The organism is Paenalcaligenes sp. DL 463 (assembly GCF_057475185.1).
In genome coordinates this window covers 430,250-450,527 of sequence record NZ_JBYBKX010000001.1, presented here as the reverse complement: position 1 = coordinate 450,527, position 20,278 = coordinate 430,250, and the positions used below count along the sequence as shown (strand labels likewise).

General features: G+C 49.5%; 17 protein-coding genes and 1 pseudogene. 7 read left to right on the top strand and 11 right to left on the bottom strand.

Going from position 1 to position 20,278, the window contains the following annotated elements; genetic code table 11:
- Window positions 1–78: 78 nt before the first annotated feature.
- The 7 genes from AC2UZI_RS02065 (at window position 79) to AC2UZI_RS02035 (ending at window position 9,607) form a co-directional block, all read left to right on the top strand.
- Window positions 79–1,845 (top strand): IlvD/Edd family dehydratase, encoded by a 1,767-nt coding sequence (locus AC2UZI_RS02065; protein WP_486942165.1) that lies wholly within the window; start codon window positions 79–81, stop codon window positions 1,843–1,845.
- Window positions 1,846–1,975: 130 nt separating this feature from the next.
- Window positions 1,976–3,595: a gamma-glutamyltransferase gene (gene ggt, locus AC2UZI_RS02060; protein ID WP_486942164.1), complete on the top strand. Its 1,620-nt coding sequence runs from the start codon at window positions 1,976–1,978 to the stop codon at window positions 3,593–3,595.
- Between the two features lie 16 nt (window positions 3,596–3,611).
- Complete coding sequence (locus AC2UZI_RS02055; RefSeq protein WP_486942163.1) at window positions 3,612–5,180, top strand: ABC transporter substrate-binding protein; 1,569 nt, start codon at window positions 3,612–3,614, stop codon at window positions 5,178–5,180.
- A gap of 33 nt (window positions 5,181–5,213) precedes the next feature.
- Window positions 5,214–6,155: an ABC transporter permease gene (locus tag AC2UZI_RS02050; protein WP_486942162.1), complete on the top strand. Its 942-nt coding sequence runs from the start codon at window positions 5,214–5,216 to the stop codon at window positions 6,153–6,155.
- A 15-nt stretch (window positions 6,156–6,170) separates the two neighbouring features.
- Complete coding sequence (locus AC2UZI_RS02045; protein ID WP_486942161.1) at window positions 6,171–7,046, top strand: ABC transporter permease; 876 nt, start codon at window positions 6,171–6,173, stop codon at window positions 7,044–7,046.
- Entirely contained in the window at window positions 7,046–8,659 is a 1,614-nt protein-coding gene (locus AC2UZI_RS02040; RefSeq protein ID WP_486942160.1) for a dipeptide ABC transporter ATP-binding protein, read from the top strand. The genes AC2UZI_RS02045 and AC2UZI_RS02040 overlap by 1 nt, the downstream gene beginning before the upstream one ends.
- Before the next feature lie 39 nt (window positions 8,660–8,698).
- Window positions 8,699–9,607 (top strand): LysR family transcriptional regulator, encoded by a 909-nt coding sequence (locus tag AC2UZI_RS02035; RefSeq protein WP_486942159.1) that lies wholly within the window; start codon window positions 8,699–8,701, stop codon window positions 9,605–9,607.
- A gap of 503 nt (window positions 9,608–10,110) precedes the next feature.
- Here the strand turns inward: AC2UZI_RS02035 and AC2UZI_RS02030 are convergent.
- From AC2UZI_RS02030 to AC2UZI_RS01985, 11 genes and pseudogenes are all read right to left on the bottom strand, one after another.
- Window positions 10,111–10,656 (bottom strand): annotated as a pseudogene (locus AC2UZI_RS02030) (pyridine nucleotide-disulfide oxidoreductase); the annotation flags it as partial.
- Window positions 10,657–10,663: 7 nt separating this feature from the next.
- The gene (locus AC2UZI_RS02025) at window positions 10,664–11,854 is read right to left on the bottom strand and encodes an MFS transporter (RefSeq protein ID WP_486942158.1); all 1,191 of its coding nucleotides are present in this window, start codon (window positions 11,852–11,854) and stop codon (window positions 10,664–10,666) included.
- 8 nt (window positions 11,855–11,862) lie between these two features.
- Window positions 11,863–12,597 (bottom strand): arsenical resistance protein ArsH, encoded by a 735-nt coding sequence (arsH, locus tag AC2UZI_RS02020; protein ID WP_486943693.1) that lies wholly within the window; start codon window positions 12,595–12,597, stop codon window positions 11,863–11,865.
- A complete protein-coding gene (gene arsC, locus AC2UZI_RS02015; RefSeq protein ID WP_486942157.1) occupies window positions 12,566–12,997 on the bottom strand; it encodes an arsenate reductase (glutaredoxin) in 432 nt (143 codons plus the stop codon). The genes arsH and arsC overlap by 32 nt, the downstream gene beginning before the upstream one ends.
- Window positions 12,998–13,018: 21 nt before the next feature.
- Complete coding sequence (locus AC2UZI_RS02010) at window positions 13,019–14,308, bottom strand: arsenic transporter (RefSeq protein ID WP_486942156.1); 1,290 nt, start codon at window positions 14,306–14,308, stop codon at window positions 13,019–13,021.
- A 66-nt stretch (window positions 14,309–14,374) separates the two neighbouring features.
- Complete coding sequence (locus tag AC2UZI_RS02005) at window positions 14,375–14,884, bottom strand: arsenate reductase ArsC (protein WP_486942155.1); 510 nt, start codon at window positions 14,882–14,884, stop codon at window positions 14,375–14,377.
- A gap of 113 nt (window positions 14,885–14,997) precedes the next feature.
- The gene (locus AC2UZI_RS02000; RefSeq protein ID WP_486942154.1) at window positions 14,998–15,333 is read right to left on the bottom strand and encodes an ArsR/SmtB family transcription factor; all 336 of its coding nucleotides are present in this window, start codon (window positions 15,331–15,333) and stop codon (window positions 14,998–15,000) included.
- Window positions 15,334–15,732: 399 nt separating this feature from the next.
- Window positions 15,733–15,921, bottom strand: coding sequence for a hypothetical protein (locus AC2UZI_RS12865; protein ID WP_505335100.1), 189 nt, complete (start codon window positions 15,919–15,921; stop codon window positions 15,733–15,735).
- Between the two features lie 21 nt (window positions 15,922–15,942).
- Window positions 15,943–17,775, bottom strand: a complete 1,833-nt coding sequence (glmS, locus tag AC2UZI_RS01995; RefSeq protein WP_486942153.1) for a glutamine--fructose-6-phosphate transaminase (isomerizing) — start codon at window positions 17,773–17,775, stop codon at window positions 15,943–15,945.
- Between the two features lie 45 nt (window positions 17,776–17,820).
- Complete coding sequence (locus tag AC2UZI_RS01990) at window positions 17,821–18,876, bottom strand: glycosyltransferase family 4 protein (protein ID WP_486942152.1); 1,056 nt, start codon at window positions 18,874–18,876, stop codon at window positions 17,821–17,823.
- A 12-nt stretch (window positions 18,877–18,888) separates the two neighbouring features.
- Window positions 18,889–20,223, bottom strand: a complete 1,335-nt coding sequence (locus tag AC2UZI_RS01985) for an MFS transporter (protein WP_486943692.1) — start codon at window positions 20,221–20,223, stop codon at window positions 18,889–18,891.
- Window positions 20,224–20,278 lie beyond the last annotated feature (55 nt).

The window sequence follows — 20,278 nt, the reverse complement described above, 5'->3', positions numbered from 1 at the left end:
GATGCTTTTTATAAGTTCTTTCCATGCGTAAGATTCAGATCAATAACTGACAATGGCTTTTAGGGCTTAAGTATTGATATGAGTAATAACGATGACAAAGAGACAACAATCACTAGCTCTGACGCGGTCCAAGGAATGCGCAAGGCGCTAACGTCTTATGGCGATGAAGGGTTTTCTTTATTTTTACGTAAAGCCTTTCTGAAAGGTGCGGGATACACGGATGAGGCTTTGGACCGTCCGATTATTGGTATCGCGGGTGCAGCTAGCGCCTACAACCCTTGTCACGGGAACATGCCGGAGTTGCTTGCCGCGGTAAAACGCGGGGTCATGCTAGCAGGCGGCTTACCCATGGATTTTCCTACTATATCCATACACGAAAGCTTTGCTACGCCGACCAGCATGTATCTGCGAAACCTCATGTCGATGGACGTAGAGGAGATGATCAAAGCGCAGCCTATGGATGCCATTATTCTAATCGGTGGCTGCGATAAGACCATTCCAGCGCAATTAATGGGAGCGGCGTCAGCGGGAATACCTACCATCCAATTAGCCACCGGTGCCATGCTAACAGGCTCCTATAAAGGGACTCGACTAGGTGCCTGTACAGACTGTCGCAGCTATTGGGGAAAGTTTCGTGCTGGCGAAATATCCGAACAAGAAGTGGGCGTTGTAAACAATCAGCTCGTCGCTAGTGTGGGCACTTGTTCTGTAATGGGCACGGCAAGCACCATGGCCTGCCTCGCCGAAGCATTAGGGATTATGCTGCCTGGAGGCGCAACCCCCCCTGCCGTCACCGCCGATCGCATGCGCACTGCTGAACAAACGGGTGCACGCGCAGTAGAGCTAGCCAAGCTGGGTGAAGGCATTAACAAAATATTGACGGAAAAAGCCATTGAAAACGCCATGCGTGTGCTATTGGCATTAGGCGGCTCTACGAATGGAATTGTGCACTTGGCTGCCATTGCAGGCCGACTAGGCTTGAGTGTAGACCTTAATCGCCTAGACCAAATGAGCCGCGAAACCCCCGTTTTAGTCAATCTAAAACCAACAGGGCAATTCTATATGGAGGACTTCCATAAAGCAGGTGGGGTGCAGGCGTTGCTACGTGAATTACGCCCTTTATTGCATCTGGATGCGCTGTCGGTCAGTGGACAATGTCTAGGTGACATCATTGACCAGTATGACGATAGCTACAACACCGACGTAATACGTCCTTTTAATCGCCCTATTTATGCTCAAGGCGGTGTCGCTGTCTTACGCGGAAACTTGGCCCCTGGTGGTGCCATTATCAAACAATCTGCAGCAGCACCTTCACTGATGGAACATGAAGGCCGCGCCGTTGTTTTTGATAACATGGACGACCTCGTATCCCGCATCGACGACGAAAATCTTGATGTGAATGCCGATGACGTTTTGGTATTGAAAAACATAGGCCCCAAGGGTGCTCCGGGCATGCCGGAAGCCGGCTATATCCCCATCCCGAAAAAGCTGGCCGCTGCCGGCGTAAAAGACATGGTTCGTATTTCTGATGGTCGTATGAGTGGCACGGCCTTTGGCACGATTGTGTTGCACGTAACACCTGAAGCGGCCTTAGGCGGCCCGCTCATGTGCGTTCGCACAGGCGATCGTATCCGTCTCTCAGTCAGTGAGCGCACGATTGACCTTCTCATTAGCCCAACAGAACTCGCTTCTCGTCAGGCCGAGAAAATTCCCACACCGTTAGAAAGGCACGGCGTCACGCGAGGTTATAAACATTTATTTTTGCAAACCGTTCTGCAAGCTGATAAAGGTGCAGATTTCGATTTTCTTGTTGCGAGCTCTGCATCGCCCGACAAAAAAATTTAAATATCCAGTAATGGACAAGTAGACTACGGCAACTAAAAAAGAGGATTGTCACATGTGGCCTAAAGAATCTACATCGTATGCTATGCCCGCGCCAAGAACCAAAAAAAATCCGGCGCTAGCATCACAAGGAATGAGCGTCACCAACCACCCTTTAGCATCAGCAGCATCCAGCGAAATGCTAGCGTTGGGAGGCAACGCCATTGATGGTGCAATTTCTGCACTACTAACATTAACCGTTGTTGAGCCGATGATGATCGGCATTATGGGCGGAGGCACAACATTACTGCGAACCGCCAGTGGGGAAAATGTCGTCGTCGATGGCCTTTCCTGCGCCCCCAAAGGCGCCACCCCGGATTGTTATGAACCCATATCCGACACGTGGCCCAATTATATGGAAGTGAAAGGCCGCGAGAACTGTGTAGGCCCTCGCTCTTTTGCTGTTCCAGGAAATCTTAAGGCTTGGCATGAAACTCATACTAAGTATGGCAAGCTCTCTTGGAGCCGATTACTCGGACCAGCCATTCGTCATGCGCGCGAAGGCTTTGCTGTCAGTCACTATTTCGCTGCATGCCTGAATGACGCTGTAGCGGATATGAGAAATGACGCCGCAATGTCTGCCATCTACCTTCCCAACGGTCGCCCCTTAGCAGCGGGCGATCTGCTGATTCAAAAAGACTACGCTCACAGCCTTGAGCAAATTGCTCAAGATGGCGCGGCCGCGTTGTGGCAAGGCAGTTTGGGCTCCGCATTAGAAGCCTGGTTACCAAGCGTTGATACGCTATTGACGATGGATGACATCCGCTCCTATCAAGCGATATGGCGTCAACCAGTATGTGGCAACTACAGAGGTTACGCGATCGTGGGCCCGCCCCCACCCTGTTCGGGTGGGGTACATGTGTTGCAGATGCTAAAGCTGCTTGAGCATGTCGATATGCGTGCTTTAGGTTTTGGTACTTCCGCTAGCACCCACCTACTGCTTGAAGTGATGAAGATCGCAGCGTCGGATCGTGCTCAGGCTGTAGGAGACCCTGCCTTTATCGATACGCCTGTAGAGACCCTGCTTTCGGCAGCCTATGCAACTAAACGCTGGGCTCAGGTCCAGCCAAATCGAGCGGGACATTACGCGTCAGCGCTACCACATCACGAGTCGCCTAATACAACCCATGTCACCGTCGCTGACAGTGAAGGCAATATCGTCTGCGCAACGCACACAATTAACAGTCTTTTCGGTGCCCGCATGGTAGTTCCGGGAACTGGCGTCATGATGAATAACTACATGTATTTATTCGACCCCCACCCAGGGGGCGCCATGTCAATTCAACCCGGCAAGCGGGTGACCAGCGCCCAATCGCCCCTCATTGTGTACAAGGGCGATCAACCCTACTTCTCGTTGGGCCTTCCGGGCGGAGCGCGCATCTATACCTCGGCGTTACAAAGCGTGGTCAATATCATTGATCACGACATGAGTCTACAACAAGCGGTTGAGGCTCCCCGAGTGTGGACTCAGGGCCAGCACGTAGAAATAGAAGATGAGTTTCCCAACGTTCTGCATACAGAACTAACTGAAATGGGTCACGAACTCTGCCCTGTCCCTCATATAGGAGGGGGCATGAATGCCATTCAATTTGACGCTACGGGCATGATGACTGGTGCAGCATGCTGGCGGGCAGACGGAACACCGATGGGAATCGGAGGCGGATTAGCTAAACCGGGGGTTTCTTTCTGGCCAGAAGGGAAACCCAACAATTAAAAACTGGAGGATAGACATGAAATTATTTTATAAACCGTTGATTGCAGCCACCATACTGGCGTTGTCGCCAGCAGGAGCTGTCAATGCCCAAGAGCCGGTTACGTTAAAAGTGGCAACTCACGCATCGTTGCGGCTGCTTGATCCCATGACCTCAACGGCCGATATAACTCGTGATCACGCTTATGCTGTGTACGAAACATTGTTTTCTTTGGATAGCGAGTACGAGCCTAAGCCACAGATGGTAAGCGACTATTCAGTTAGCGAGGATCAACTGGAGTGGGTCTTCAACCTGCGAGATGGCTTGGTGTTTCATGATGGAGCACCCGTCACTGCCGAAGATGCCGTGGCCTCTCTCAAACGCTGGTTCAATCGCGATATTACAGGCGGTCGCATCGGCGCGATCACCCAAAATATTGAAGCGATAGATGAAAAAAGCTTCAAAATTCAGCTTAGCGAACCTTACGGCTTGATGCTGGACTCACTCGCGAAACGGAATTCACATGTCCCTTTCATCATGCCCAAGCGCATCGCTGAAACACCTTCTGATCAAAGCATCAGTGAAGTGATCGGCTCTGGACCGCTACGTTTTGTCGCAGACGAATTCCAACCCGGTGTAAGGGTGGTCTACGAGAAGCACCAAGATTACACCCCACGCCCTGAACCGATGGACGCATTAAGTGGTGGCCGCGAGGTGAAAGTGGATCGAGTAGAGTGGATTTCATTTCCCGACGCACAAACAGCCATAAACGCCCTGCAAAAAGGTGAAATCGATATTATCGAACGCCTCAACCACGACATGGCAGGCTTACTGCAAGGCAAAGAATCGGTTGTCGTCCATCGATCGGGGGACATGCAAAGCCCTGCCATCCGCCTTAATTGGTTGCAGCCCCCATTCAATAGTATTGAAAACCGACGTGCTGCGCTGCACGCGATCAATCAGCAAGACTTCATGGACGCCTTGATTGGTGATCCCGACGGCTATAAGGTATGCCAATCCTTATTTGGTTGTGATACACCGCTAGCCAGCGACTTGGGTGTGGTCGAACCTGACCTTGAAAAAGCCAAAGAGCTTCTAAAACAAGGCGGCTACGACGGCGAGTCAACCGTGGTCCTAAATATTACGGATAATCCGACATTTCAAGGATTAGCCCCGATGACGGCCCAAGTGCTGCGCTCTATTGGCATGAAGGTTGATATGCCATCAATGGACTTTGCTACGTACTTTAGTCGCCGTAAGCTCAAAACACCAAGCTCTGAAGGAGGATGGAGCGTAGCGTTTGGTGGGTGGAGCATGATGGATTTAACGTCGCCTATCGCCAATATCAACCTCGATACCCGTGGGGAAACCGGTTACGACGGCTGGTCGCAAGATGATCTTATGGAATCGCTGAAAGATGATTTTGCCAGAGCCACCACTCGTGACGAGCAAAAAGCTATTGCCGCCAAGATCCAACAGCGGGCCTATGAACTGGTGTTCTATATCCCCTTAGGCAGTTACTACAACTATTCGGCCCATCACGAGTCAGTGAGTCGTTTGCCGCAAGCCCCTGTATCTGTTTACTGGAATATTGAAAAAAACAATTAAGGCGCACGTTTTTGTTTAGAGGTTGAGTACTGCATGTTCAAATTAATTCTAGTTCGCCTGGCAAGCACTGTCCCCGTGATATTGATTGTCACAATGCTGATTTTCTTGCTATTACGCCTAAGCTCTGGAGACCCTGCCTTACTTATGGCAGGAGACACCGCCAGCGCGGAGGTAATCGAAAGCATGCGCATCAGTTTGGGCCTAGATCGTCCCTTAGCCGTGCAGTACGGCATCTGGCTTGCAGATTTACTTAAAGGCGATTTGGGTACGTCAATTCTGACCAAGCAATCGGTCGCCTCCATGATTATGGGCCGATTGGAACCCACATTCTTTCTAACTCTAAGTGTTATCTGCCTGACTTTGCTCATCGCCATCCCAGCTGGTGCCATTGCAGCGTGGTTCCACCGCACGTTGTTGGACCGTTTAGTCATGGCCTTCTCGGTCGTTGGCTACTCGGTACCAGCGTTTGTGATCGGCTATGTGTTAATTCTTTTTTTCTCGCTTTACCTCAATCTTTTACCCGTACAAGGCTATGTAAGCCCGTTTAGCGACTTCTTCGGCTTCGTGGAACACATGGCACTACCAGCCATTACCTTGTCAATTGTAATGATGGCGCTAGTTGCCCGAGTCACACGCAGCAGCCTGTTAGAAATACTAGGCGAGGATTTTGTTCGAACGGCGAAAGCCAAAGGCAACACGGATCGACGCGTACTTTGGAAGCATGCCTTACCCAATGCCGCTGTGCCCATCATCACGGTGGTTGGCATCAGTATTGCCTCCATCATCGGGGGCGTCGTGGTCACAGAAAGCGTATTTAACATTCCTGGTGTAGGACGCCTAACCATCGACGCCATCATGTCGCGTGACTACCCCCTCGTTCAGGGTCTCATCCTTTTCTTTTCTCTCGTGTATGTGGGCATTAACTTATTGGTAGATCTGATCTACGTACTCGTTGATCCGCGGATCCGCTATTAATAACTGGACTGAGTTATGCACACTGAAAAACTGAATCTCGACATGCCTCAGACAAAACCGAGTCGTATCGGCTCATTAAATAAACTCACCTTATTCAGCTTGGTCGGCTTGGGTCTCATTGTCTTATCTGCCATATTCGCAGAGCTGTTAAGCCTGTACGACCCTTTGCACTTATTTCCACGCCATCGCTTACAAGCCCCCGGTGCTGAACACTGGTTTGGAGCGGACGGGCTAGGACGAGACGTTTTTGCTCGTGTCCTACACGGTGGACGAATCTCATTATTAGTGGGTGTAGGTGTAGCGCTAATAGCGGCCATCGGCGGGGTCATTGTAGGCCTATGCGCTGGAGTCTCCCGTTTCACAGACAGCATCGTGATGCGCATCATGGACGGAATCATGGCCATTCCCGGCATTCTCTTGGCTGTTGCTCTGGTTTCCTTGTTTGGTGCCAGCTTAACCTCCATTGTTATTGCTATCGCTATCCCTGAAATTCCACGTATCGCCCGCTTGCTCCGCAGTGTGGTGCTAACGACTCGCGAGGAAATATACGTAAAGGCCGCGGAAGGTTTGGGACTGCCTACGTACAAAATCATGTGGCGACATATATTACCAAGCTGCATTGCGCCGCTCGTGGTGCAGACCACCTTCGTATTTGCCTCTGCCATCCTAATGGAATCGGTCTTGGGCTTTCTCGGCGTTGGTTTTTCGGCTGATGTACCCACTTGGGGAAATGTAATGGCCGAAGGGCGGGCCGTATTCCAGCGAGCACCATGGATTATCCTCTTTCCGGGCATATTTCTGTCTCTTACCGTACTGAGCGTAAACATCCTAGGTGATAGCCTGCGTGATCGCCTTGACCCCAAACTGTCTAACAATTCGAAGGTGTTGTAATGCAAGAGTCTAGTGAAGCCATTCTGCAGGTGCGCAACCTTCATGTGTGCATCGCCGACGAAGGAAAAAAACGATATGCGGTCAACGATGTCAGCTTTGACGTTCGTGCGCAAGAAATTACCTGTCTGGTCGGTGAGTCTGGCTCAGGTAAGTCAGTAACAGCCTCAAGCCTAATGCGTTTATTGCCCAGCAGCGCGTTATACATAGAAAGCGGCTCAATCCTGTTGGAAGGTGAAGAGATTACACTTGCCAACCCCCAGCGTCTACGCGAGCTGCGCGGCAACCGCATCGCCATGGTATTTCAAGAACCCTTAACCGCCTTAAATCCCGTTATGCGCGTGGGAGACCAAATCGCTGAGGTCATACAGATACACAAACCGCAATTGCAAGACACTGAAGTCAGGCAACGCGTTCAGGAGCTAATGGTTGATGTACAACTGCCTGACCCAGTAGCCATGGCAGAGTCTTATCCACACCAACTATCAGGCGGGCAACGCCAGCGCATCGTAATCGCCATGGCACTGGCTCTAGAACCTGCGCTTATTATTGCAGATGAGCCAACAACAGCCTTAGACGTCACCACTCAAGCGCAAATTCTGCGTCTATTTAAAGAGTTGCTTGAACGTCACCGCAGTGGGGTGTTGATGATTACTCACGACCTTGGCGTTGTTGCCGATGTGGCCAACCAAGTGGTTGTGATGCGAAACGGCGAGCTTGTGGAGCGAGGTTTACCTAACCAAATCTTGAGAACTCCTGAACATCCCTACACAAAAATGCTGTTGGCGGCCGTTCCGAAGCTATTTAGCAAACCAGCGAAAGAAAAAACGTCCGCCCCCCTGCTGGATGTTAAGGGACTGCGACTTACCTATCCCGCACGCTCGGCCGCTAAAACCAAAGAACGTACCGTTGCTCTGGATTCGCTAAACTTAACCTTAGGAGCAGGCGAAGTCGTCGGCGTCGTGGGCGAATCAGGTTCAGGAAAATCCACGCTGGCTCGAGCCCTGTTGCGCTTTGAGCAAACGGAAGGGGGGACCGTTCATTTTGAAGGGAAGTCCATCCTTGATGCCTCACGTGCCGATTTGGCCCTGTACCGTAAAAAGGTACAGATGATATTTCAGGACCCCTACAAATCATTGAATCCACGCCGTACCGTGGGCCAATCGATTATAGAAGGACCAGTGCAATACGGCACAGCCCCCGCAAAAGCCATGCAAGATGCCGGCGAACTGATGTCGCTTGTGGGCTTAGACCCGAAAGTATTAAGCCGTTACCCTCATGAATTCTCCGGCGGGCAGCGCCAGCGTATTTGTATTGCAAGGGCTCTGGCAATGGAGCCCACACTGATCATTGCAGACGAAGCCGTATCCGCGTTGGATGTTTCCGTTCAGGCCCAAGTCTTAGAGCTATTTGAATCTCTACGCAAAAAACTGAATTTCTCAATGATCTTCATCACACACGATTTACGCGTCGCATCTAATATTTGCGACAGCATCATCGTGATGCGAAAAGGACAAATTGTTGAGCAAGGAACCGGAGCAGAGCTATTCTCTAAACCCAAGCACGCGTACACCCAAGCATTGCTTGACGCGGTACCCGGCAAAGCATTGGCCTGACCCCCATCTAAAACGTCGACGCATTATCCAAGAGTGAATATGTATAATTACGATGTGGATATTCGCTATTTACAAAGCTTCGTGACGGTAGTGGAAAGCGGTTCTTTTGCCGAGGCCAGCCGTCGCCTAGACCTTACGCCAGCGGCGGTTGCCGCACGGATACGCTCGCTTGAGGCTGACCTCGGCGTAACGGTACTACGCCGTATAGGAAGGTATGTAAAACCCACCGAAGCGGGACTTAAAATCCTTGACCGTTCTCGCAGCCTGTTGCGCGACATCCGCGATCTGCGAGCTATTGCTCACGATGGTGTACCCGTTGGTGAGTTGCGCATCGGTGTCTTTAACTCTGCGCTGACCAGTATCATGCCGCAAGTCCTTGAAAGCCTCTACGACAGCTACCCTGACTTAGCCGTGTTCGTACTACCGGGTGCATCGGTTGAACTTTGCCGACTTGTTGCAGCTGGTGAATTAGATGCGGCAATCGTCGTCGAACCACAGTTTGCCGTTGCAAAAAACTGCCGGTGGACGGTATTGATGGAAGAGCCTTTCGTTGTAGTGGCACACCAATCAATGAAACATCATTCAGCCCACGAGTTACTGTCTACCGAAGCGTTTATTCGCTACGACCGAACCGTATGGGGAGGACAGCTTGCTGAGCAATACCTACGCGACCACAATCTTCATCCAAACCAGCGGTTGGAAATTAATAGCCTAATGGCCATCGCCACCTTGATAAACCGAAACCTTGGTGTATCGCTACTGCCTGATTGGCCCCCCATGTGGAACTCGCAATTAGAAATTTGTCGCATTCCACTCCCCAACCCACCACCGGTTCGTCGGGTCGGACTGGTTTGGGACTCGCAGGGCCCCCGCTCTTTTATCGCCAAAACATTGGTAGAGACAGCTCAAAAACTGTTTACGGTACATGCCCTATCTGACGCGCAGTAGTTAGTGCCTGTCAATACGGCCTACACACACTGCAGTGCAGATAGCTTGGGTAATCTTTAATCTTAAAAACCCTGCTCTTAGGGATGAACGATTCAGCGCGCAGCGAAGCGAGCACTGCCTAATGAATCTGCAAGAACAGGGCTTGTAGGCGGACAAAATAGTTCGGAACTAGAACCTCTTTGCTTCTACTTAAGAGACACATGAATCATAATCCGCAGGTCCTCTGTTCGAGCCTGGGGTGCTTCACCAGAATTACCTCATTAAACCAGAACATTAAAGCCACCTAGCCAGATAGTTTTTTATTATCTGCAGCTGAGTGTCAAAGCAAGAAGGAATGGTAATGGTTGCATAGTATAATTTATATACTAGCCATGCGCCAAGCGTAGGATTGCTGCACTTACTTTCTGCGGAAGAGGCCCGAATAAGTCAGTAGCCATACTCTTATCCCAAACCAAATAAAAAACCCACACAAAAAAGCCCCTGCCAAGGGGCTTTCAAAGCAATCACAACTGCTTTAAGTACTCATCCAACTCAAGCGCTGTACTACGCGCTGTCCTCATTACACCGACCAACGTTGCCGATGCAGTACCTGTCCATTCACCGTACCCCACAAGCCAAAGCCCTAGAATCTGCGTGGATCGTGTCCCATCGACCTGAGCCTTCGAATCAACAACCACACCCAAAGAGCTCAAAGGCTGAAGAGCCGGACGGAAACCCGTACACCAAATCACTGCATCAAAGCTCTTAACTATACCACCATTCCATACTGCACCATTTGGTGTAAATCGTTCGAAAGGCTCAATTGCCTGCAGAACCCCACGCTCCCTTGCATCCAAGACCGAAGGAACCATTACCACATCCCCAAAACCACCAGGTAAATTCGTGGGATCTCTCCCCTCTTGTTGAGCTTTCAAACACGCAGTTGCTCGTTCAAAGAGTACTCTCCCATCTACATCATCAGGTAAAAACTCGGGCTGCCTCAAGGTCACCCATGTTGTCGCCTCTGCCACCAAAGAAACTTCCGCAAGAATTTGCGCACCTGAATTTCCCCTCCTTTCATCGTAGCGTGTTAATACGCATACACCATAGCGCCACAAACGCGCTCAACGCTAATAATGAAGATAACCATAGGGCATAGCTACCCCAACTTGCTAAAGCTAATCCGAACAAAAAAGGCGAGCCCGCCTGCACTACTCTAGCTGGAGCCATCAACCACCCTTGGCGTTGACCATAGCCCTCTGCCCCGAAAACCTTTAAAGGTAATGTCCCAATCGCTATGGTCAGTATTCCGTTCCCTAAGCCGTGAAAAACGGTAAACACATAGATTGCAGAGGCACCAAATACTCCTAAAAATAGGGCCGCAAGAGGGTGTGCCAAAATAGCTATACGAGCTGAAAGCAAAGGATGCGATTGCTTTAAAAAACCATACTCAAGTATTCTTCCTGCTACTTGCGCAGGTCCAACTAATGCCGCGGCCGCAATTGCTGCAACAAAGAGAGCGCCACTACCTTGCAAAACTTGTGGAAGATGGGCAGCCATCGCCGTGCTTATAAACCACGCTACTGCGAACACGTACGCCATCAGAAAAGCATTACGTCGACGGTTATGCTCCTCAACTTCTACGCTCGTGCCTCCTTCAACCTCTTTCGCTATAGAAACAATACTTGCTGCACTTCCTTTTTCGGAGGCTGCCTTCGATAACCATGCGTTCAGCGGGAGCCCTAGTGTCATATGCAAAGCAGCCCAGACAATGCAGACAGTCTCCCATCCATAGAGGCCTTCTAAATAGCCAGAAAGCGGCCAACCTACTGTACTTGCAAAACCAGCAAAAAGCGTAATCCCAGTAATCACTGGCCTAGCCTTCTGCCCATACAAATGCACTACGGCAGAAAAAGCTGCCTCATACAATCCACTGCCCATCGCTACGCCAATCACAGCCCAAGCTATAAACACATGAAAAGCTTGTGTTGCCTGACTAAGTATCAACAGGCCAACAGCAAATACCACATTACTCGTCATTAAAACCGGACGACCACCAAACTTATCAATGAAACGCCCAGCTATTGGCCCTATCGCTGCGGCAACAAGCAACGCAAGAGAAAATGCACCAAAAACAAACGAATAAGAAATCTCTACTTTCTGACTAATAGGTTCAGCTAGTACTGCTAATAAATAATAAGAAGACGCCCATGAGAGCGTCTGTGCCACACCTAAAACAATTGTGACGTGCGTACGGTTAAGTGACATAAGAGTCGTTAAATACTGCTCTGGTTAACTCGTTTAGACAGTTCCTCTGCACTCTCTCTTCGCTCACTATAGCGATCCACTAAATACTCCGCACAGTCCCGCGTTAATAGAGTAAATTTCATCAACTCCTCCATCACATCAACGATCCTCTCATAGTAGGGTGATGGTTTCATCCGGTCTTGCTCATCAAACTCTAAATATGCTTTAGCAACAGAAGACTGGTTAGGGATCGTAATCATGCGCATCCAACGTCCAAGAACACGCATCTGGTTTACAGCGTTGAATGATTGCGACCCGCCGGAAATCTGCATAACTGCAAGAGTTTTACCTTGTGTTGGTCTCACCGCCCCGATTGATAAAGGAATCCAATCAATTTGGGATTTCAAAATACTTGTCATGGCCCCATGACGCTCAGGCGAAGTCCAAACCATTCCCTCTGACCACTGAACTAACTCGCGTAGTTCAACAACTTTTGGATGCGTTTCTTCTACACCGTCAGGTTGTGGCAACCCTCTTGGATCAAATATCCTTATGTCCGCACCCATTTTCTTCAAAATTCGTGCAGCTTCTTCGCTTACCAATCTACTGAATGAGCGCTCTCTCACAGAGCCATACATCAGTAAAATACGTGGTGAGTGTAATGAATGTTTGTTCGGAAACAAAGAGGCCATATCTGGAGCATTAAAGCTTTGCTCGTCTATATTCGGTAAATTATGACTTAACAATTCGTTGTCCTTTTTCATCAATCACAGCCTCGCCATCCTCTTTATAGAATGCCCCTTGCTGTCGTTTCGGAAGGATATCCAATACCGCCTCAGAGGGCCGACACAATTTAGTTCCTAACTCTGTCACCACTATTGGCCGATTAATTAGGATCGGGTGTTGCAACATAAAATCTATCAACTGTGAATCTGTCCAACTAGGATCATCAAGATGCAGCTCATCATACGGAGTTCCCTTTTGTCTCAGTACCTCTCTCACTGACATGCCCATCGCATCGATCAAAGCTACTAACGTAGCAGCATCTGGAGGTGTTTTTAAGTACTCAATTACGTTGGGTTCCTCCCCACTGTTTCGAATCATGGCTAGTACATTTCTAGATGTGCCACATGCAGGGTTGTGATAAATCGTAATACCAGTCATTGCTCAACTCTCTTCCAAAGCTCAAGTACCAGCACCAAGGCGTACCGCTAATGCCACTAGAGTAATCAGTAACACCGGTATAGTGAGAACCGATCCAACCCTAAAGTAATACCCCCAACCTATTGTGGTTCCTTTTTTAGCCAGGACATGCAACCACAGCAGTGTGGCCAAGCTACCAATTGGGGTGAACTTCGGACCTAGGTCACTACCGATCACATTGGCATAAACCATAGCTTCTTTAATAGTCCCCTCAGCAGTTGAAGCATCAATAGACAGTGCTCCAATAAGCACCGTAGGCATGTTATTCATTATTGATGACAATAAAGCGGACAACACACCGGTCCCAAGAGCAGCACCCCATACCCCGCCCTCAGCGAATTTATTAAGCAACACTGCTATATAGTCCGTTAAACCAGCATTGCGTAAACCATAGACCACCAAATACATACCTAATGAAAACACCACTATTTGCCATGGAGCTCCTTGCATCACTTTCTTAATGCTAATAACACTACCCCGAGCAGCCACAATCAACAAAAGCAGTGCCCCTACAGCAGCCACAGCACTTACCGGAACACCTAATGGCTCTAATCCGAAAAAACCAACAAGCAGCAATACCAACACTACCCAACCAGCTTTAAACGTGGTGCCATCCTTGATCGCCTCGGATGGTCTTTTCAACTGCCCTAGATTGTATGTGTGTGGGATATCACGCCTAAAAAACAAAATCAGCACACAAAGGCTAGCTAGCACAGAGACAAAGTTGACAGGGACCATGACAGAGGCATATTCATTAAAGCTAATGTTAAAGTAGTCGGCCGATACAATATTGACCAAATTTGAGACAATCAACGGCAAACTGGCTGTATCAGCAATAAAGCCTGCTGCCATGACAAATGCTAATGTTGCACCTGCTGAGAACCCCATCGCAATCAACATTGCCATAACAATCGGCGTCAAAATCAACGCCGCCCCATCGTTAGCAAATAGAGCAGCAACAGCGGCGCCTAGAATGATAATCAAAGCAAACAGCTTGAGCCCGCTCCCGCCTCCCCATCTAGCGAAGTGAAGCGCAGCCCATTCAAAAAAACCGGCCTCATCCAGTAAGAGACTAATGATAATGACAGCTACAAACGTGGCCGTAGCATTCCACACAATATTCCATACCACAGGAATATCCGCCCATTGCACTACGCCAAAGGATAAGGCTAATGCTGCGCCAATTAATGCCCCCCAGCCAATACCTAGCCCTCTCGGCTGCCAGATAACAAGTACCAGCGTAAGGATAAAAATCAGGATGGGAATTAGCATAAGTAATACCTTAAATAGGCTCCGTTCGCTTTCGTACGGAGCCTCATACCGGAGAAAAATAAAGTTCTAGAGAGAGGATAGATCTCTAGCTGTAGACTGGAGCATGGTTCGCTCAAGCTTCTCTTTAGGAAGATTGACCAATAACTCTAAACGACGCCGAATCATATGCATGGTGTGGTCAAATGCCTCTAGCTTTTCCTCATCTGTTCCTGTCACGTCCGAAGGGTCTGGGTAACCCCAGTGAGCAGTAGCAGGATGACCAGGCCAGAAAGGACAAACCTCACCAGCTGCGTTATCGCAAACCGTAATAATCAAATCCATTTTAGGAGTCTCATGGCCTGCAAACTCGTCCCAACTCTTACTGCGGAGTCCTTCGACCGATACCCTTGCTCGTTGCAACACTTTTAATCCAAAGGGATTAGGTTTTTGATTTTCACTTGGAGTACTACCCGCAGAGTAAGCCTTAAAATGACCTTGACCCATGTCATTCAACAATGCTTCGGCCAAAATACTACGCGCTGAGTTATGTGTGCACAGAAACAATACATTTAATGGTGTCGCACGATTGTCGTTCATATAATCTCAATATTTTTTAACGAAGAAAGCAGATTGCATATGAACTATCGCAGTTACTATCCACTGGCTTACTACTCCTATACCAATCTCATTAAAGCCAGCCGAAATTGGCCCTAGGAAGAGCTCCCAGTCACATTTACCGTTTTGTCAACAGAGATGCAAGCCTCACCTTGGCAGCAATTTTCCGTTAAGTAAGCTAATAACTCACTCATCATAGGAAAAAGCGCACGATATAACACATTCCTACCTTGCCTTTCTTGGCTCACTAAACCAGCATGTGCCAATTCTTTCAAATGAAAAGACAGCGCTGTTGGCGTAATCTCCAACAGTTTAGTTAGCGCACTCGGGGTCATACCTTCATCGCCAGCCACGACCAACGCACGAAAAACTCGTAATCGTGCCTGGTGAGCTAGTGCAGACAAGGAGTTAATAACTTGAGATTCATTCATAATTCAATAATACAAGATATATTGAATTATAGTCAAGACAACCTATACACAATGATAAACTAATTAGAGTTTGCTCAACGCGTCACTTGCATATGTGTGTTCAACGGTATAAGAGAAGTACACCAAACTGTCAGAATGAAAGTGTAGAATCCACCAAGCTAAAACACTTACACAGCACCTGAGCACAAACATAACAAACTATTTTTAGACCACATTAAAATGCTTTACAGACCAATCCGTCGGTATAGACATAAAGCCAATCCTTATATTTTAATTATGAATTGAACTGTTTTTCTGTGGTAGGGAGCAGTCTATAAAGGCCTGATCGACTCAGTCCACACTAAAGAATAGTCTTAACCACCCCTTTATCCTATAACTCATTGAACTTGAACCACCCTCTCACTGGGCAGTCCAATCAGTTCTAACTAAGCGGCCTTCATCTAAATACTGCATTAGCAACAACTCAGCCCTAGCTTGTGGAACTGCTTTATCAGCGTTTATTTGTATCCAGACAACTTGGCCATCCTCTATAGCCAAAATGCGATACGGATCATTATCAAATAGCACAACCTCATTAATTTGCCGCACTTTCAGCGCAACAATAACCCCTCACTCCACCGTCACACTCTTCGCCAAATTCCTCGGCTTATCCACATCCGTACCCCGCACACACGCCGTGTGATACGCCAAAAGCTGCAAGGTAATCGCATGCAAAATCGGAGACAACATTCCGTAATGCTCAGGCATCCGAATCACGTGAATGCTCGAACTTGAAAGAATATTCGTATTGGCATCTGCAAACACATACAATTCACCGCCACGAGCGTGCACCTCTTCCATGTTCGACTTAAGCTTCTCCAGTAACTCGTCACGAGGAGCAATCGTCACCACCGGCATCGCCTCGGTCACTAACGCTAGCGGCCCGTGCTTCAACTCGCCCGCCGGATACCCTTCAGCATGAATATAACTAATCTCTTTAAGCTTTAAGGCGCCCTCTAGGGCGATCGGAAAATGCATACCCCGCCCTAAGAACAACGCATGCTCTTTACTGGCAAAGCGATCTGCCCAATCAATAATCTGAGGCTCTAGCGCCAACACCGCAGCAATCGCGGTGGGCAAATGGCGCAAGGCCTTTAGAAAATCAGCTTCTTGATCCGCTGCTAAATGGCCTTTCACTTTAGCCAGCGCCAAGGCCAATAAAAACAAAGCGGCCAACTGCGTCGTAAACGCTTTAGTGGAAGCCACACCAATTTCCACACCGGCTCGCGTAATGTAGGCCAACTTGCACTCACGCACCATCGCACTGGTCGCCACATTACAAACCGTTAAGGTATGCTCCATGCCCAACGACCGCGCATGCTTTAACGCCGATAAGGTATCAGCTGTTTCACCCGACTGCGAAATCGTCACCACCAGCGTGTTCGCGTTCGGCACGCTGTCTCGGTAACGATACTCGCTCGCAATCTCTACGCTAACTGGGATACGAGCGATGGATTCCACCCAATACTTTGCGGTCAAGCCTGCGTAGTAACTGGTCCCGCAGGCCAAAATTAGCACTCGATCAATTTGCTCAAAGCTGTCCGCCGCACTCTCGCCAAATAGTGCTGGCGAAATCGCATCCACATCTTGCAAGGTATCGCCCACGGCACGTGGCTGCTCAAAAATCTCTTTTTGCATGTAATGACGATACGGTCCAAGGTCGGCTTCGCCAGAATGCAAATGCACCGTGTGCACAGGGCGCTTAACGTCAGAACCATCGACGTCACGAATTTGCGTATGCCCCACCTGCAAATCCACCACATCGCCGTCTTCTAAATAGATGATTTGGTCCGTGGTTCCGGCCAATGCCAACGCGTCTGAGGCCAAATAGTTCGCCTGTGCAGAGATCCCCAACACCATGGGGGAGCCGTGGCGTGCGCCCACAATACGATGCGGCTCAGCACTGGCGATTACGGCTAAAGCATAGGCACCCACTAAGCGTTTCGTCGCTTGGCTTACCGCCTCAAACAAATCATCAACATACAAATGATCGATTAGATGCGCAACAACTTCGGTATCGGTTTGGCTTTCAAAGTGATAACCCAACGTCACTAGCTCAGCGCGTAAATCGTCGTGATTCTCGATGATGCCGTTATGGACTAACGCAATACGGGCGCTGCCCTCCGCATGACCCGAGAAGTGTGGGTGTGCGTTATAGGTGGAAGGTGCGCCATGTGTGGCCCACCGGGTATGGGATATGCCCGTAAAGGCTTCGATGTGCTCTTGCTCTACCTGTGCGGCAAGTTCGGCGACGCGGTCTGTGCTGCGTGCACGACGAAGTGTCTCGTTTTGATAAACCGCAATACCGCAAGAATCGTAGCCCCGATACTCAAGTCGCTTTAAGCCCTCAAGTAACACTGGAACGATATTTTTTTGTGCTACAGCCCCGACAATTCCACACATAGTAGCCATTCCTTATAGCGATTAGCTGGCGTAAATAAAACCACCTTAAACGAGTGATTTATAAACATCAAGATAACCATTAGCCATACGTGAAACAGCATGCTCCTCACTGACCCAACGCTCGGCTTCGTTGGTATAGTGTTGTCGCTTGTTAACATCTTCAAGCAGCTCATCACAGGCGTGTGCCATCGCACTGAAATCGCCCTGCTCACATAACACACCTCGCCCATCGGCAAGCAAATCAGCAGCACGAGGGCTATGACTCGCTACCACAGCGGCTTCATAGCTAAACGCCTCTACAATACGCCTACTGTGTAAGCGATCGCTAGCGGTTGAGATAAAAACATGCATCAAACGATACATATCCTCAAGACGATCGGCGTGCCCCACAAGCTGATACACCTCTTGCAATCCCAGCTCGGCAATCAGCGCCTGCGCTGACGCGTGCGCATCGCCAGCCTCGCCAAAATGCAAAAACACAAAATCTTGGCGCTTCTGCCACAGGGCATGTATGGCACGAATACTAAGAGCGGGGTCGTTCTCGTGTGTTACTGCCGCGCACGTTGCCACCACGTATTTACCCGACAAATCATAGGCGTCTGAAAAACGCATAATTTCGTCCATATTGGGTGACGCAAAGGCTATGGCATTGGGAATTAGCGCGACCTCAACACCAAGGTCCTGAAGCACCGTGGCAGCGCCAGCGTGCGTTGCCACAAAGGCATCAACTCGGTGCCACGCTTTAGGCATGGACACTACTTCACGAGTAGCGTCCTGTTTAGCACCCTCGTCATGGGTGTAAACCACCTTATTTTTAATGAAGCCCTTTAGCCCTGCTACCACCGACAACGCCGCCGCTGTTTGCACATGAATAATGTCGAACTGACTGGCATGACGAAGTAAGTAAAAGGCTAATCCAATGGGGTGGCCTACCTCAATAATGGACACACCAGCCGCTGCCGCACTGTGGGCCCATGAGCTTGAACGGTTAACCACCAAGCTAATTTGATGCCCTTCCTGCTGCAAGGTGGTGGCAAGTAACACGCTTTGATGCGCTATGCCATGCCCTTCGCGCTCAAGGTTTAACAACAAAATACGCATACATAACCAAGGTTAGAATTCGGGATCGGAGGCCGGGTTTAATTGGCGCGCAATATTAACGCCCAGCGATATCAGCGCACACAAGATGGCAACGACCACCCCTAACACGGGGCCATTTGCCACACTCGCACCAAATACCAGCGCCACCAGCGCCGTGCCAAAGCTTTGTCCAAACACACGTGTGGTGGCTTGCATGCCCCCAGCGGCGCTACTTCGATGACGTGGAACCCCCGCTAATAAGGCACGATTATTGGGGGTTTGAAAAAAGCCAAAGCCGATGCCACTTAGCAGCATGGTAAGAATGACTAAGGCATAGGCCTGCTGAGCATCGATAAGCAGCAGTAGCGTCATCCCAATCGCCATTACCCCTGCCCCAATCGCGCACAGAATGGCGACAGGATAACGGTTGGACATGTAAGCCGATAACGGCGCCATAACGGCCACACCGATAGACCACGCCCCCAAAAAGATGCCAATATCACCGTAGCTGTATTCCAGCACCTGCTTAAAATAGAAAGGCAGTGCAATCATCGCTGCCATCTGCGAGGCGAACGAAAAAAGCGACGCTAATACGGCATAGCCTACCGCGGTGATTTTAAGTAAATCCACCGGCACAATAGGTGCTTCTTGCTTTAATGATCGCGCAACCAAAAGCCGTGCGCACAGTGCCGCAATAGTTAAACAGGCCCCAGCCCATAAGGGTTGAGAGGTCAATAAGTCCAAACCCAGAATAGACAACCCAAAAACCGGTGCACTTAATAAACAAGCGAACCAATCGAAGCTTTTCGTGCTACGTGGGGCCTCTGGCAGATAGCGTATGCCTAACCAGGTTAACGCGCAGAGCGGCACCGTGATTAAAAAGATCCAACGCCAAGAGGCCACGCCTAAAATAAACGCCCCGACTGAAGGGCCCATGACAGCGGTTAAGGCCACCGTTAAGGCATTCAAGCTTAAGCCCATGGCAAGCCGACTGGCAGGATAAATGTTGCGTACCAACCCGCCAAACATGCACATCAGCATTGAGCTGCCAAGCCCTTGTGCAATACGGGCGCACAGCAATGACGTAAAGCTTTGCGCAAAGGTGGCGCTTAGCGAAGCCGCCAAAAATACAAAAGTGCCCACTATAAATAAACGGCGCAAACCGACTCGATCAGCGAGCGCTGACAACGGCAATAAGGTCATCACCACCGTTAAGCTGTACGCAATCGAGATCCATACCACTTGCGAGGCCTCGATACGTAACTCGGCCGCAATGGTGGGCAGCGCCACGTTCGACATGGTCGCGTCCAACACTGTGATCGCAATGGCGAGCAGTAACGTTGCTGCGGCGCGAACGCGCTGCGGCATCGGTAACCCATCGGGCAACTTGGCCTTTTTCTTTACCGCTGCTTGTTCATCCGTT